This is a genomic window from Arthrobacter sedimenti, from assembly GCF_042652025.1.
GTDB lineage: Bacteria > Actinomycetota > Actinomycetes > Actinomycetales > Micrococcaceae > Arthrobacter > Arthrobacter sedimenti.
The window spans coordinates 130,701-144,428 of record NZ_JBHSDQ010000008.1; the positions used below are offsets into that span (position 1 = coordinate 130,701).

A 13,728-nucleotide genomic window follows, 5' to 3' on the forward strand; every position below is an offset into this window, starting at 1 on the left:
GCTGCTCATGTTCCCTGTCAAGGGCCTGTTTGTTATGCCTGCTCAGAGCAGGCATGGGTACGGCGGCAGCTGGACGGAAGCGCGCGCGGCAGGGCGGAACTGCTAGCTGCGAATTTCGCTGTCGTGCTGTGAGCGCTGCTTGACGCCCTCGATGTGGTCGATCATTTTCTGCCGGGCGAGCTCGGCGTCGCCGGCTTCAAAAGCCTTGAGGATCTCGGTGTGCTCCGCGATGGCATAATCGGCGTCGGTCACGCCCAGTCCGCCGAAAAAGCGGAAACGCTGCACCTGGCCGCCCAGCGCATTGTAGGCGGACAGCAGGAACTGATTGTCCGCGAATTCTGCAATGAGGCGGTGGAAACGCTCATCGGCTTCCCAGTAAGCGCGGAATTCGGCGAAGGACGGACCGCGCGGGGCTGCCTTCAGGTCTTCGATGGCCTGTTTCAGCTGCTGGGTCAGTTCCGGATCCGCGTGCTTGCAGGCCATGAAGGCGTTGGCCGGCTCGATTACCAGCCGGGCGTCCATGAGGTCTGCCAGCTCTTCCGGGGAAAACAGGGGCGCCACCCGGTAGCCGCGCAGGGCCATCCTCCGGACCATTCCGGTGGCTTCCAGCCGGGCGAGCGCCTCGCGGACGGGTGTTGGGGAAACGTCCAGTTCCCGTGCCATTCCGTCGATACTGACGGGCGTGCCGGCCTCCAACCGGCCGTCCATGAGGGCAACTAGAAGCGCTTCATAAACGTGGTCGGCGAGGACCTGCCTGCTCACGCCGCCGGAGGCTTGCTTCTTGGTTGCCATGTAGAAATCCTATAGCCGGAAGATGCTCGCAAACGCGAGTGTGAAGGACACAGCGCCTTGAAGGTGCCGGGCCGCCGGTGGGCAGCACGGCACCTTCAGGCTGGTGGCCTTAGGAGACCTGCAGTCCGCCGTTGATGTCATAGGTGGCGGCCGTAATGTAGCCGGCGTCCGCGCTGAGAAGGAACGCAATCAGCGCGGCCACTTCCTCGCGGGTTCCCACCCTGCCCATCATGATCCCCTCGGACATCTGGGCCTTGCGCTCTTCGGTCAGGGTCCCGCCCATGATGTCGGTGTCGATCGGGCCAGGAGCAATGGCGTTCACGGTGATGTTGTGCTCGCCCACTTCGCGGGCAAGGGCACGGGTGAACCCGAGGATGCCGGCTTTGGAAGCGCTGTAGGCAACCTTGGAGTAGGTGCCGCCGCCGCGCTGGGCGGAAATCGAGGAGATGCTGACGATCCTGCCCAACTCCCGGTCAATCATGCCCTTGAGGACCCGCTGCGACACCACGAAGGTACCGCGCATGTTGATGGCGAACACCTTGTCCCATTCCGCCACCGTGGTTTCCATGAAGGGGGTGGGCGAGCTGATGCCGGCGAGGTTCACCAGTCCAACGATCGGCGGAAGCGCCTGCTCGATCTCCGTGATGGCACGGTCCACGGATGCCTCGTCCGACACATCGGCTCCCACACCAATGGCCTTGACGGCCCGGTTGGCTCCGATTTCCGCGGCGGCGGCCTGGGCGTCTTCGGCATTGATGTCCAGGATGGCGATGGACCATCCCTCGCCGGCCAGGCGGTCGGCCGTTGCGCGGCCGATGCCGCGGGCTGAAGCGGCTCCGGTGAGTACTGCGGTGCGTTCTGCGGGGAATGCGTGCTGGGTTGTCATTGGTATGTCCTAGTGGGTTTCGGCGGCAGGAACGGTGGCACCGGGGGCGGAGACACCTTCGGGCCGCTTGCGTGCGTAAAGGTAAGTGGCGGCGGCGGTCACGGCCAGGCAGGCGGCCAGGAAGACCAGGCCGGTCTGGGAGTTACCGGTGGCATCCTTGAGGATGCCCACGATATAGGGGGCGACGAAGCCGCCCAGGTTGCCGAGTGAGTTGACCATGGCCAACCCTGCGGCGGCAGCAGCACCGGTGAGTGCGGCGGAGGGCATGGCCAGGAACGGGGCGATCGCCGAGTAGATGCCCATGGCCGCAAGGGTCAGGAACACCATGGCGAGCACCGCGTTGACCGGCAGCAGGAAGCCTGCGCCCAGGAGGCCGACGGCGGCGAGCACCATGCTGATGCTGGCGTGCCAAACGCGGTTGCCGGTGCGGTCCGAGCGCTTGCTCCAGAAGTAGACGAAGACGGCTGCGATGGCGTACGGGATGAAGACGATGAACCCGACCTGGGTTGAGTCGAACGTTCCGAGCGCCTTGACGATGGTGGGCAGCCAGAGTCCCAGGCCGTAGATGCCGCAGACCAGGCCGAAGTACAGCGCGGAGTAGGCGATGGTTCGGGGGTCCTTCAGGCCTGCCAGGAAGTTGTGGTTTCCGGCTTTCTGCTTGTCAGCCAGCTCCGCGCTCATGGTGGTGGAGAGCCATTCGCGTTCTTCCGGCTTGAGCCACTTGGCATGCTCGGGGCGGTCCGTCATGACGAAGGGCGTGATGATGCCCAGGATGATCGCGGGGATGCCTTCAAGGATGTAGAGCCACTGCCAGCCGTGCAGGCCGGCGACGCCTTCCAGGTTCAGGAGCATGCCGGACACGGGAGCGCCGAGGGCGTTGGAGATGGGCTGGGCCAGGATGAAGATGCCCAGCACGGTCACGCGCTGCGCTGCCGGGAACCAGAGGGTCAGGTAGAAGAGGATGGCGGGGAAGAAGCCGGCTTCGGCCGCGCCAAGGAGGAAGCGGATGACGTAGAAGGTGGCTTCGCCGTTCACCAGGAACATGGCCGTGGCGAAGATGCCCCAGCTGATCAGGATGCGGGCAATCCATTTGCGGGCGCCGAAGCGGTACATGCCGCCGTTGCTCGGGATTTCCAGCAGCGCGTAGCCCAGGAAGAAGATGCCTGCACCCAGTCCGTAGGCAGCCTCGGTCAGGCCGATGTCGCCCTGCATGCCGAGCTTGGCGAAACCCACGTTGTTCCGGTCGAGGTAGGCAATGAAGTAGAGCAGGACGATCAGGGGCATGAGCCTCCGGCGAACCTTGCGGAGGGTGGTCTCGCCCAGTTCGCTGAGTGCGGGGGCTGCGGCGCGGGAGGTCATCGTGTGCCTCCCGCTTTTGTCTGGGGACCCTTGAAAAGGGAATGCGCGCGCATGAAGACTCCTTTGGCTGGCGGCATTTTTGCGGGGATGCTGATATCAGATGTCTGATGTCTGACTGAGATTGTAGTCACAGGGGAAGGCGACCGTCAACACAGAAGAGGGGGTGAAGAGCGAAGGGACTTTTCAGCCGGCGGTGGCTTCAGAGCGGCTGGACATGGCGAGGAACTGCTCGTAGTCCTCGAAGGTCTGGGTGATGTGCGCGTCCATGGTGGAGCGGGCAGTGGCAGGATCGCCGGCGGCTATGGCAGCCAGGACCATTTTGTGGTGGTGGATCGCGTGGCGCTGGACGTCCGGGAATGCCGATGTTTCCCGCCGCATGGCATATAGCAGCGTGGACAACTGGCCCAGCAGGGCGGGCACGAAGGGGTTGCCGGAAGCGCGCAGGACTGTGTCATGGAAGGCGATGTCCGCCACGGTGAGGGCATCAACATCGCCCGCCTGGTGCGCCGCTTCCATCCGGTCCACGCTTTCCTGCAGGGCGGCGAGATCTGCCGGCCTGTGGCGTGAGGCGGCGAGTTCAGCGGCCCCGGTCTCCACCATGCGGCGGACTTCCAGGAGCCGCAGCGCCACCTGGTCCGAGGCCACTCCCCTGGAGGCTGCCTGCATGATGGCATCCATGCCGGTCCATCGTTCCGGAGGATTGACGAACGTGCCAAGCCCGCGTTTTACGTAGACCACGTTTTGGGCCTTCAGGACGTTCATCGCTTCACGTGCCGTCAGCCTGCTGACCCCGGACTCCTTGGCAATATCAGCTTCAGGCGGAAGGGCGTCGTCGGCCTTAATCTCGCCGCTGAGGATGTGTTCCAGGACTTTATCCACGACGGCGTCGACCAGGCTGCGTCGCTTTTCTGCCATCGTCCATCCCCTGCCTGGGCGCGCGGCGCCCCCTGATTTGCCTTACTCAACATTACTCGACGCCCCCGGTCAGCCGCCCGCCGTCGTCCCTTAGCTAGGTGGCCGTGTTAAATAAGCAAACGCGGGGCCTCCCCGTGCCGGCCTCCTTGAAGACCGGGCTGGGGTGACCCCGCGCCCTGCGTACTGCTAGAGGGCTGAGTAGACCTCGCGGAGCAGCTTGGCGGTCTCGGAAGGCGTCTTGCCAACCTTCACGCCGGCAGCCTCGAGTGCTTCCTTCTTGGCCTGGGCGGTACCGGCCGAGCCGGAGACGATGGCGCCTGCGTGGCCCATGGTCTTGCCTTCGGGAGCGGTGAAGCCGGCCACGTAGCCGACGACCGGCTTGGTGACGTTGGCCTTGATGAAGTCGGCTGCGCGCTCTTCGGCGTCGCCGCCGATCTCGCCGATCATGACGATGGCCTTGGTCTCGGGGTCAGCCTCGAACGCGGCGAGGGCGTCGATGTGCGTGGTGCCGATGATGGGGTCGCCGCCGATGCCGATGGCGGTGGAGAAGCCCAGGTCGCGCAGTTCGTACATCATCTGGTAGGTCAGCGTGCCGGACTTGGACACCAGGCCGATGGGGCCCTTGCCGGTGATGTTGGCGGGGGTGATGCCAACCAATGCTTCGCCGGGGGTGATGATGCCGGGGCAGTTCGGGCCGATGATGCGGGTGACCTGGTTGCCGTCGGCGTCCACCTTGGACTGGGCCAGGGCCCAGAATTCGGCGGAGTCCTGGACGGGAACGCCTTCGGTGATGACTACCACCAGGCCGATGCCGGCCTCGATGGCTTCAACCACGGCGTTCTTGGTGAATGCCGGCGGCACGAAGACGATGGAGACGTCAGCACCGGTTTCCGCCATGGCTTCCTTGACGGTGCCGTAGACGTTAATTTCCTTCTCGCCGTGCATGACCGTGGTGCCGGCCTTGCGGGCGTTGACGCCGCCAACAATGTTGGTGCCGGCCTTGAGCATCAGGGCGGTGTGCTTGGTGCCTTCGCCGCCGGTGATGCCCTGGACGATGACCTTGGAGTCCTTGTTGAGGTAGATAGACATGGTGCGTCCCTTACTTAGCTGCGTTGGCGAGCTCGGCGGCCTTGTCGGCGCCCTCGTCCATGGTGGCGGCCAGGGTAACCAGCGGGTGGTTGGCCTCGGTGAGGATGCGGCGGCCTTCCTCGACGTTGTTGCCGTCGAGGCGGACTACCAGCGGCTTGTTGGCGGAGGTGCCCAGCTCGGCCAGTGCACCGACGATGCCCTTGGCGACGGCGTCACAGGCGGTGATGCCGCCGAAGACGTTGACGAACACGGACTTGACCTGCTCGTCGCCCAGGATGACGTCCAGGCCTGCGGCCATGACCTCTGCCGAGGCTCCGCCGCCGATGTCCAGGAAGTTGGCGGGCTTGACGTTGCCGTGGTTTTCGCCGGCGTAGGCAACGACGTCGAGGGTGGACATGACCAGGCCGGCGCCGTTGCCGATGATGCCTACTTCGCCGTCCAGCTTGACGTAGTTGAGGTCCTGCTCCTTTGCCTTGGCCTCAAGCGGGTCTGCTGCGTCCTTGTCCTCAAGCTGTGCGTGCTTGGGGTGGCGGAAGTCGGCGTTCTCGTCCAGGGAGACCTTGCCGTCGAGGGCCAGGATCTCACCGTTGCCGGTCTTGACCAGCGGGTTGACCTCCACCAGGGTGGCGTCTTCCTTCTTGAAGACGTCCCAGAGCTTGAGGATGACGCCGGCAACCTTGCCGCGCAGTTCCTCGGCGAAGCCGGCTGCTGCGACAATTTCGTCGGCCTTGGTCTGGTCGATGCCCACGGCGGGGTCGATGGCGATCTTGGCCAGCGCTTCGGGGCGTTCGACGGCGAGCTGTTCGATTTCCATGCCGCCTTCAACCGAGCACATGGCCAGGTAGTTGCGGTTGGCCCGGTCCAGCAGGACGGAGAAGTAGTATTCCTCGGCGATGTCTGCACCCTGGGCGATCATCACCTTTTTGACGGTGTGGCCTTTGATGTCCATGCCCAGGATATTGGAGGCGTGCTCAAATGCCTCGTCGGCGGACTTTGCCACCTTGACGCCGCCGGCCTTGCCGCGGCCGCCTACCTTGACCTGTGCCTTGACAACGGTAACGCCGCCGATCTTCTCGGCAGCTGCCTTTGCTTCTTCTGGGGTGTACGCCACGATGCCGGCAAGCACGGGTACACCGTGCGCCTCGAACATATCGCGCGCCTGGTATTCAAACAGGTCCACGGTTTAGTGTCCTTCTACGTCGAAGTAGTTTCGGTACAGTCGGGCACCATCGAAAAGACGATGACCGGGCTGCGGATTGCACGCACCGGCGGCCTGTCTGGAAACGAGCCACGCGGCGTAATGCTCCATGGGGAACTCTAGTCCTTTGGAGGGACCGGGCCGTCCCAGACTACCTCTTATGTGAGTAAGCACACTATTCTATGGAGTGTAGAAAAACCGCGGATTTACGGGGTTTTTGGGGCCTCCGGCTGGGGACTTGGACCGCTTGCGGGCGGGCCGGCGATCAGTTCGTAACGTTCGGGGGAAACGAAGAATCCGACGCCGGCGGAGACGTTTCCGCACGCCACGCCGCCGTTGTAGGCGGAGCAGCGCAGCCCGTTGCGTTCCAGCGTCTGTCCGTCCGCGAGCACGGGCAACTGGGCCAGTGGGCCCGCTTTGGTTCCCTTGGGCCCATAGGCTGCTTCCATGGATGTGACGCCGGAGCGGCATGCCCCGTAGCGGGCGGTGTCCGGGGCCAGCAGCGCAACTCCGCCCAGGTATCCCAGGTGGGTCCCGGCGCAGTCATCCTTAATGTCGCCTGGTTGCGGCGCCGGGTAGGTGGCCAGCTCGCAGTGCGCCACCGGAATGATTGGCAGCTTGTTGTTGGCGGAGTCGGTATAACGGTTCTGCTCATAGGGAAGGTTCAGGTGCTCCCCCCGGGCAGAGGTGAGTGAGCAGGCGACGGTCCGGTCCGCGGTGATGAAGGAGAGGACGTCGGTGCCGCTGGAGAACGACTTGGAATCGGCCAGGGGCGCCTTTTCCAGCTGCTCCATGGGCTTCAGCGGGGCGGGCGGGACGTAGCCGGGGTCCTTTGTGGTGACGCTGCACCCCGTGGCAGTGATGCAGAGAAGAAGGGCCGCAAGCATCCCCCAGATAGTCCGTCGCATGGCCTCCATTATGCCCGGCCACCTTCGGCCGCAGGCGCCCCGCAGTCCTCCGTCGACCGCGTTGCAGGGCAGGGGCCCACGCGCCTGGCCTCCCAGGGCTGCAGGCACGGGCGAAAGCAGGTTCCGGAAGCGCTGCGCGTGTGCCGCCAGTTCCGCTGGGCCGCCCGGCGGGCCCGTGCACAATAAGGGGTTCGGCCTTCTCTCAGTGCCGGCTCAGCGCACGATCTTGAAGTTGAACGTGGGTTTTCCGAGGGCACCCCAAAGACGGAGCCATACGGGCAGGAGCATTTCAGTTCCACGCGCTGTAGTGATGTCGCCGAGGTCGATGACATCCTGGTGGCCAAAGTCCTGCAGCAGGCCACTGACGATGGCCTTGGCCTCGGCGTCGTTGCCGGATACGAAGACCGTGCCCGGGTCGGCCAGCTGTCCCGGCCGGGCCATGAGGTCGGCGTTCATGGTGTTCAGCGACTTCACTACGCGGGCTCCGGGGAAGGCACGCTGGATCTGCTCACCCAGCGAGTCGGTGTCCTTGACGAACAGGGTCGGGGGCATGCCGTTGCTGAAGTCGAGGGGGTTGGCGATGTCGAGGATGATCTTGCCGTCGAGATTTTCCGGCCCGGCCTGAGCCAGCACCTCAAGTGACGCGCCGCCGTTGGTGGCGTTGACGATAAGTTCCGCCCCCACTGCGGCGTCTGCGAAGCCGGCAACTTTGATGGCGGGGTGCTGATTGCCCCAGTCGGCGAAAGGCGGTGTGCCCATGGCGTCGGCCTCGCTCCTGGCCAGCGTTACCTCCGGATCGCGGGTGCCCAGGGTTACAGCGTGACCGAGCTCAGCAAGGCGTGCGGCGATGGTACGGCCAACCATGCCTGTTCCGAGTACTGCTGCTTTCATCAGATTCTCCTGCTTCTTATCGGGCTGTGCCCAAAACTCAATGTGACGGATCGTTCTCAAGTTTGTGACGGATCGTTCCGTCTGTCAAACTGAAGCAAGTAGGCATCACGGATATAAAAGAGGAGTGGTTTGATGGCGCGCAGGACGGGCGAGGAAAACCGCCGCAACATTCTCACAGTGGCTACGCGCCTGTTTTACACACGGGGCATCAGGGCTGTGGGGATGGATACGGTCGTCAAGGAGTGCGGGGTAGGCAACGCCACTGTGTACCGCCAATTCCCCACCAAGGACGCCCTCGCCACCGCCTACGTCGAAGGCCGCGCGGACGCCTGGTTTGCACGCATGCGCGAAGCTGCCGGAGAACATGAGGATCCACGGGCCAAGCTCATCGCCGTCTTCGAGGTACTCGCCACGGACTGCGCCGGCAGCAGCTACCGGGGATGCCCCATGCTGAATACCAATACTGAGTTTCCCGAAGGAAAGCATCCTGCCCACTTGGTGGCAGTGACCCACAAGCAACAGGTCCGCGACTGGTTCTGCTCCCTGGCGGTTAAAGCCGGGGCGGAGGACCCCGACCGGATCGCCGAGGAACTCCTCATCGTCCTAAACGGGGTCTACGCCACGGCAGCCGTCCTGGACGGTGGAACGTACGGAACACGCGGCGTAGACATGGCCAGAAGGCTCATCGCCGACGCCTGCCCGGGTACCTAGCGCTGCCGTGCATGCCGGGCAGGGGCGCGGCAACGGCAGGGGCGTCTCCTAGGCGTCCAGCTTGGTCAACGGCGCGTACCGCAGCAGCAGCCGCTTCTCGCCGACGTCGAACTTGACCTTGGCTACGGTCTTGTCCCCCGCACCTTCCAGCGCCAGGACGGTCCCGTTGCCGAAACTGGTGTGGTTGACCTTGTCCCCCACGCTGACGGCGATGATTTCCTTTTGCGGCTGCACCCGGTTTTTGGCGATGAAGGCCGGAACATCGGCGTTGAAGCCGGCAGAGGAGTCCGCCGCTGCGCCGCGGGCCGTGCCGGCACCCCAGAAGGACCCGCTGTAGCGGCCGGACCCGATGGAGCCGCCGCCCCAGCCGCCGGCCTGCCTGCTGGTTCCCTCCCGCTTCCATTCCAGGAGCTCCGCGGGGATTTCCTCAAGGAACTGGCTGGCGGGGTTGTACTGGCTCTGGCCCCACATGCTGCGGACCTCGGACCGGGTGACGTACAGCCGCTTGCGGGCACGCGTGAGGCCCACGTAAGCCAGCCGGCGTTCCTCCGCCAGTTCCTTGGGGTCGGTGGCGGATCGCTGGTGCGGAAAAAGCCCGTGCTCCATGCCGGTGAGGAACACCACCGGGAATTCCAGGCCCTTGGCCGTGTGCAGTGTCATGAGCGTCACCACGCCCAGCCGCTTTGCCTCGGCCACGGCTTCGTCGATGTCCGCGCCGGGGGCATCCGGGATCTGGTCGGCGTCCGCCACCAGAGACACCTGTTCCAGGAACGCGGCCAGCGACCCTTCCGGGTTCTCCTGTTCGTACTCGCGCACCACCGCCACCAGTTCGGCCAGGTTCTCCACGCGGGATTCGTCCTGCGGATCCGTGCTGGAGCGGAGCGCGGCAAGGTAGCCGGTCTGTTCCAGGACGGCTTCGAGTGCTGCGGCAGCCCCGGACCCGGCGGCTACCTCGGCAAGGTCGTCCAGCATTTTCACGAAGCCCAGGACGGCGTTGACGGAACGGGTGGCCATCGCCGGTGCCTGGTCCGCCCGGCGCGCCGCGGCCATGAAGGATGTCCGCTCCCGCTCGGCCAGGGCTGCGATGGCTCCTTCGGCGCGGTCGCCGATGCCCCGCTTTGGCTCGTTCAGCACCCGGCGGAGGTTGACGTCGTCGTCCGGGTTCACCAGGACGCGCAGGTACGCCAGGGCGTCCTTGATTTCCTTGCGCTCGTAGAAGCGTGTTCCGCCCACCACCTTGTACGGCAAGCCCACGCGCACCAGCACGTCCTCGATGGAGCGGGACTGTGCGTTGGTGCGGTAGAAGATGGCGACGTCGCCCGGGCGCAGGTTCTCCTCGTCCTGGAGCCTGTCGATCTCCTTGGCAATGAACTGCGCTTCGTCGTGTTCGTTTTCGCCGACGTACCCGATGATCTTGTGGCCTTCACCCTCGGCTGTCCACAGCCGTTTCTCCGGCCGGTTGGGGTTGCGCGAGATCACCGAGTTGGCGGCGCTCAGGATGTTCTGGGTGGAACGGTAGTTCTGTTCCAGCTTGATGGTGCGGGCTTCCGGGTAGTCCTTTTCGAACTCCACGATGTTCCGGATGTCCGCGCCGCGGAACGCGTAGATGGACTGGTCCGAGTCGCCCACCACCGTGAGTTCCGAAGCTCCCGGCCCTTCACCCACAATCTCCCGCACCAGCGCGTACTGGGCATGGTTGGTGTCCTGGTACTCGTCCACCAGGACGTGGCGGAACCGGCGCCGGTAGGACTCGGCCAGCGCCGGGAAGGCCCGGAACATGTAGACGGTCTCGGCGATGAGGTCGTCGAAGTCCATGGCATTGGCCTGGCGAAGGCGCTGGGTGTACCCCTTGTAGACGTCCGCCACAGCGTGCTCGAAGGGATCGTTGTAGTTGGCCGCCGAGGCAAAGGAATCGGCGTCGATCAGTTCGTTCTTCAGGGCCGAGATCTTGTGCTGGATGGCCTTGGGCGCAAACTTCTTGGGGTCAAGGTCCAGCGCCTTGGAAACCTGGGTGACCAGCCGCAGGGAGTCGGCGGAGTCGTAGATGGAGAAGTTGGACTTCAAACCGACGTTGGCCGCTTCCTGCCGGAGGATGCGGACGCAGGACGAGTGGAACGTGGAGATCCACATGATCTTGGCGCGCCCGCCCACCAGGGCCTCGATACGTTCCCGCATTTCCGCTGCCGCTTTGTTGGTGAAGGTAATGGCCAGGATCTCGCCGTGGTGGGCACGGCCGGTGGCGATCAGGTACGCAATCCTGTTACTGAGCACCCTGGTCTTGCCCGACCCTGCGCCGGCAACGATCAGCAGCGCCGACCCGCCGTGCTTGACGGCCTCCTCCTGCTGTGGGTTCAGCCCCTCCAGCAACTGGGCAGCGTCGGGGCGGCGGCCGCCATGGTGGCTGCCGGCATCGTGCCGGTTCCCGCCGTTCTGGTTGGCCTGCTGCCAACCGCCGGACTGGTGCTGCCCAGCCATGCCGGAGCCCGGCATTCCGCCCGGCCCGGCCGTGGTGGCAACCCCCTCCGGCCCCGTCCTGGTGCGGGCGGTGGCGGCGGGAGCGGCCTTGAACGGTCCGTCAGAGTACGGGTCAAACAACATATCCATGGTGCCTACAAGTCTAGGCGGTGGGACCGACAACGCCTTCCAGCCTGTGGATTACCGCTGTCATGCCTAGCCCACCGAGGCTGACTCCAGGGCCGCTCGCAACTCGCGCACCGCCGTCGTTCCTCCCGCTATGAACCACTCGAGCCCGTTGACGCGGACGGTGTCCACGGCACCTCCGGCGGCACGGACAATCGCCTTGCCCGGCAGCCAGTCCCATTCCGGGCAACTGTGCTGGAACCAGCACCCCAGCTGCCCGTCCGCCACCCTGCCCAGGTCGCAGGAACCGGAGCCGAGCATCCGGAGGGACGCCGCGGAGGTGGCCGCAGCGTGCCAAGGCATGGCGCACATGGGGTCCATCAGCCAGGTCGGGTGAATGTAGGTGGCCGCCCCGAGTTCCGCAACACTGATGCTGTTGCGCTTGCCGCCGCCGTCAGAAAAGGAGGTCAGCGCTTCGCCATTCAAGGTGGCACGCCGGTCATGCCCACCCATCCACAACTTGTCCTCCTCAGGCTGGAAAACCGCGCCCAGCAGCACGTCTTGCCGGTCCTTCAATGCGATGGCGGAACACCAATAGGTGGAGCCGTGCAGGAAGTTATAGGTGCCATCCACGGGGTCGATCACCCAAGTACGCCCGCTGCTCCCCTGGACGGAGGCGCCCTCCTCGCCCAGGATGCCGTCATCCGGCCGGCAGCGCCGCAGCTGCTCCAGCACGTAGGCCTCGGCGGCGTGGTCAGCCTCAGTGACCACGTCGGAGACGGATGTCTTTTGTTCCGACTCAAGTCCGGCCATGCGCATGAGGAGCGCCAGCTGTCCGGCTTCGCGGACAAGCGCTGCTGCCAGTTCGTAGTCATCCAATGAGGGGTCAAGAACAGCTGCGCTGTGTCGGCCAGTGGTCATGGGTTCAGTTTATGGGGCGGGATAATGGTGCAATGGCCAAAACCCCTGCCCAGCGGATCAAGAAGCACGGCGCCAACGCAGCCGTGCCGCAGCATCACCTGCCACCGGTGGTCAACCCCACCACGACGCGCACACCCGAGAAGGCCCAAGGCAACAGCAACCTCATTGTGATTGCCGGAGTGGTGGCCAGCCTGTTCCTGTTCTGGTACCTGCACCTGCTGACCCTGAACCAGATGACGCAGCTTTCCCAGGATATGGCCATGCCGGATTCACTGGTGGGCGGGTTCGATGCCGGCTATATCGGCCGGCTGCAGGGAGCCATGAACGGCGACGCCCTGGGCCAGCTGAGCTACGTCCACAAGACCGCCGGGACGCTTTTCCCGCTGATCTTCGGCTTCACATGGCTGCTGCTAATCGGCACCAACGTGGCGAAGAAAGCGTTGCGGTGGGCCCTCTGGGCGCTCCCCATGCTGTTCGTGGTGGTCCGGTTGTGGGGCAACGTGGCCATTGACGCCATGATGGGCACGCCAGGTCCCGACGCCGGCCAGGTTGCCTTGGCGTCCGGACTTACAGTTGCAGGCTGGGTGCTTTTGGTGCTGAGCCTGCTGGCCGGCGCTGCGGCAGTGTTCCTCAACAGCCGGAAGCGGAAAGAGCGCTAAACGGCAGCTGTCCGCGCGGCTACTGCCCGCCGTTCCTTCCGGTGCCGGTGCACCCGCTGCGCTATGACCAGGCCTGCGGCAGCCATGCCCACAGTGACCGGATAGCCCATCAGCCGTTCCAAGGTCCCCGGTTCGGGGACCATCATGCGCGTGAGGCCGCCGGTCGCCGTGGCTGCCAGCGACACACCCCCGCACACTAGGAGGAACCACGCCATGGGGGTCTTGCGCAGCCAGAGCAGGCCGAGCAGCAGCAGGGCGGCCCCGCCGGTGATGAAGTACGTGATGGCGCCGGCGTAATGCCAGGGCGATCCGAGGTCTTCCGGGACCAGCCCCACCACCACGGTGCCCGCTCCGGCGGCTCCGGTGAGCAGCCGTACCGCCGTCGCTGCAACCCACGGTTTCCGGCGGCGCCAATCCACGCGGGTGCCGGGCCTGGCCGCGACGCGAAGCAGCCCCGAGGTCAGCAGCACCGCTCCCGCCAGCAGCCCCACGCCCTGGACTACGAACGAGGCATTCATCAGCCAGTTCAAGGGAGAGCAGACATCCCTGCCGGAATAGGCGCCGCAGTGGAGCGCACCCAGGTCGCTGATGTACCCGGTCCGCAGGTCGTAGGGACGGGGGCCGGCCCAGGCCAAAGCCACCACCGCCTCCGCCAGGAAATACTGCAGCACGCTCAACACAGCCCAGGCCCCGATGTAATGCCGGGTGGACGCAACGTTCGGGATGAAGGCGGCGGCGGGAGCGGCAGTGGCGGCTGGACTCATGCCTTGAGCGTAGTACGGCCGTGCACCTTGTATGCTTGTAACCGTGTCCGGACGG

General features: G+C 65.1%; 13 protein-coding genes. 2 read left to right on the forward strand and 11 right to left on the reverse strand.

Annotated features, from left to right (window positions below):
• Positions 1-102: 102 nt before the first annotated feature.
• The 8 genes from ACFO0G_RS17125 to ACFO0G_RS17160 form a co-directional block, all read right to left on the reverse strand.
• Positions 103-792, reverse strand: a complete 690-nt coding sequence (locus ACFO0G_RS17125; protein WP_286402071.1) for a GntR family transcriptional regulator — start codon at positions 790-792, stop codon at positions 103-105.
• Between the two features lie 109 nt (positions 793-901).
• Positions 902-1,678, reverse strand: a complete 777-nt coding sequence (locus tag ACFO0G_RS17130) for an SDR family NAD(P)-dependent oxidoreductase (RefSeq protein ID WP_286402068.1) — start codon at positions 1,676-1,678, stop codon at positions 902-904.
• A gap of 9 nt (positions 1,679-1,687) precedes the next feature.
• Positions 1,688-3,037, reverse strand: a complete 1,350-nt coding sequence (locus tag ACFO0G_RS17135; protein WP_286402066.1) for an MFS transporter — start codon at positions 3,035-3,037, stop codon at positions 1,688-1,690.
• A gap of 183 nt (positions 3,038-3,220) precedes the next feature.
• Positions 3,221-3,952: a FadR/GntR family transcriptional regulator gene (locus ACFO0G_RS17140; RefSeq protein ID WP_286402063.1), complete on the reverse strand. Its 732-nt coding sequence runs from the start codon at positions 3,950-3,952 to the stop codon at positions 3,221-3,223.
• Between the two features lie 186 nt (positions 3,953-4,138).
• Positions 4,139-5,041, reverse strand: a complete 903-nt coding sequence (gene sucD, locus ACFO0G_RS17145; RefSeq protein WP_286402061.1) for a succinate--CoA ligase subunit alpha — start codon at positions 5,039-5,041, stop codon at positions 4,139-4,141.
• A 10-nt stretch (positions 5,042-5,051) separates the two neighbouring features.
• Positions 5,052-6,221 carry an ADP-forming succinate--CoA ligase subunit beta gene (sucC, locus tag ACFO0G_RS17150; protein WP_286402059.1) on the reverse strand — a complete coding sequence of 390 codons (1,170 nt, stop codon included), beginning with the start codon at positions 6,219-6,221 and terminating at the stop codon, positions 5,052-5,054.
• 224 nt (positions 6,222-6,445) lie between these two features.
• On the reverse strand, positions 6,446-7,156 hold the full coding sequence (locus ACFO0G_RS17155; RefSeq protein ID WP_286402058.1) for a hypothetical protein: 711 nt from the start codon (positions 7,154-7,156) through the stop codon (positions 6,446-6,448).
• 204 nt (positions 7,157-7,360) lie between these two features.
• Positions 7,361-8,038 (reverse strand): NADPH-dependent F420 reductase, encoded by a 678-nt coding sequence (locus ACFO0G_RS17160; RefSeq protein ID WP_286402057.1) that lies wholly within the window; start codon positions 8,036-8,038, stop codon positions 7,361-7,363.
• Between the two features lie 132 nt (positions 8,039-8,170).
• On the opposite strand from ACFO0G_RS17160, the gene ACFO0G_RS17165 reads away from it, so the two are divergent.
• Positions 8,171-8,749: a TetR/AcrR family transcriptional regulator gene (locus tag ACFO0G_RS17165; protein ID WP_286402054.1), complete on the forward strand. Its 579-nt coding sequence runs from the start codon at positions 8,171-8,173 to the stop codon at positions 8,747-8,749.
• A gap of 48 nt (positions 8,750-8,797) precedes the next feature.
• On the opposite strand, the gene pcrA is transcribed toward ACFO0G_RS17165, so the two are convergent.
• The gene (gene pcrA / locus ACFO0G_RS17170; RefSeq protein ID WP_376979207.1) at positions 8,798-11,347 is read right to left on the reverse strand and encodes a DNA helicase PcrA; all 2,550 of its coding nucleotides are present in this window, start codon (positions 11,345-11,347) and stop codon (positions 8,798-8,800) included.
• Between the two features lie 72 nt (positions 11,348-11,419).
• Complete coding sequence (locus ACFO0G_RS17175; RefSeq protein WP_286402049.1) at positions 11,420-12,250, reverse strand: inositol monophosphatase family protein; 831 nt, start codon at positions 12,248-12,250, stop codon at positions 11,420-11,422.
• A gap of 32 nt (positions 12,251-12,282) precedes the next feature.
• On the opposite strand from ACFO0G_RS17175, the gene ACFO0G_RS17180 reads away from it, so the two are divergent.
• Positions 12,283-12,909: a hypothetical protein gene (locus ACFO0G_RS17180; RefSeq protein WP_286402046.1), complete on the forward strand. Its 627-nt coding sequence runs from the start codon at positions 12,283-12,285 to the stop codon at positions 12,907-12,909.
• Here the strand turns inward: ACFO0G_RS17180 and ACFO0G_RS17185 are convergent.
• Positions 12,906-13,673, reverse strand: coding sequence for a DUF998 domain-containing protein (locus ACFO0G_RS17185; RefSeq protein WP_286402043.1), 768 nt, complete (start codon positions 13,671-13,673; stop codon positions 12,906-12,908). The genes ACFO0G_RS17180 and ACFO0G_RS17185 overlap by 4 nt on opposite strands.
• Between the last annotated feature and the right edge of the window lie 55 nt (positions 13,674-13,728).

Bases quoted from the DNA above. Each gene is read 5' to 3' on its own strand.
- ACFO0G_RS17125 (WP_286402071.1), bottom strand. From the start codon at position 792: ATGGCAACCAAGAAGCAAGCCTCCGGCGGCGTGAGCAGGCAGGTCCTC.
- ACFO0G_RS17130 (WP_286402068.1), bottom strand. From the start codon at position 1,678: ATGACAACCCAGCACGCATTCCCCGCAGAACGCACCGCAGTACTCACC.
- ACFO0G_RS17135 (WP_286402066.1), bottom strand. From the start codon at position 3,037: ATGACCTCCCGCGCCGCAGCCCCCGCACTCAGCGAACTGGGCGAGACC.
- ACFO0G_RS17140 (WP_286402063.1), bottom strand. From the start codon at position 3,952: ATGGCAGAAAAGCGACGCAGCCTGGTCGACGCCGTCGTGGATAAAGTC.
- sucD (WP_286402061.1), bottom strand. From the start codon at position 5,041: ATGTCTATCTACCTCAACAAGGACTCCAAGGTCATCGTCCAGGGCATC.
- ACFO0G_RS17155 (WP_286402058.1), bottom strand. From the start codon at position 7,156: ATGGAGGCCATGCGACGGACTATCTGGGGGATGCTTGCGGCCCTTCTT.
- ACFO0G_RS17160 (WP_286402057.1), bottom strand. From the start codon at position 8,038: ATGAAAGCAGCAGTACTCGGAACAGGCATGGTTGGCCGTACCATCGCC.
- ACFO0G_RS17165 (WP_286402054.1), top strand. From the start codon at position 8,171: ATGGCGCGCAGGACGGGCGAGGAAAACCGCCGCAACATTCTCACAGTG.
- pcrA (WP_376979207.1), bottom strand. From the start codon at position 11,347: ATGTTGTTTGACCCGTACTCTGACGGACCGTTCAAGGCCGCTCCCGCC.
- ACFO0G_RS17175 (WP_286402049.1), bottom strand. From the start codon at position 12,250: ATGACCACTGGCCGACACAGCGCAGCTGTTCTTGACCCCTCATTGGAT.
- ACFO0G_RS17180 (WP_286402046.1), top strand. From the start codon at position 12,283: ATGGCCAAAACCCCTGCCCAGCGGATCAAGAAGCACGGCGCCAACGCA.
- ACFO0G_RS17185 (WP_286402043.1), bottom strand. From the start codon at position 13,673: ATGAGTCCAGCCGCCACTGCCGCTCCCGCCGCCGCCTTCATCCCGAAC.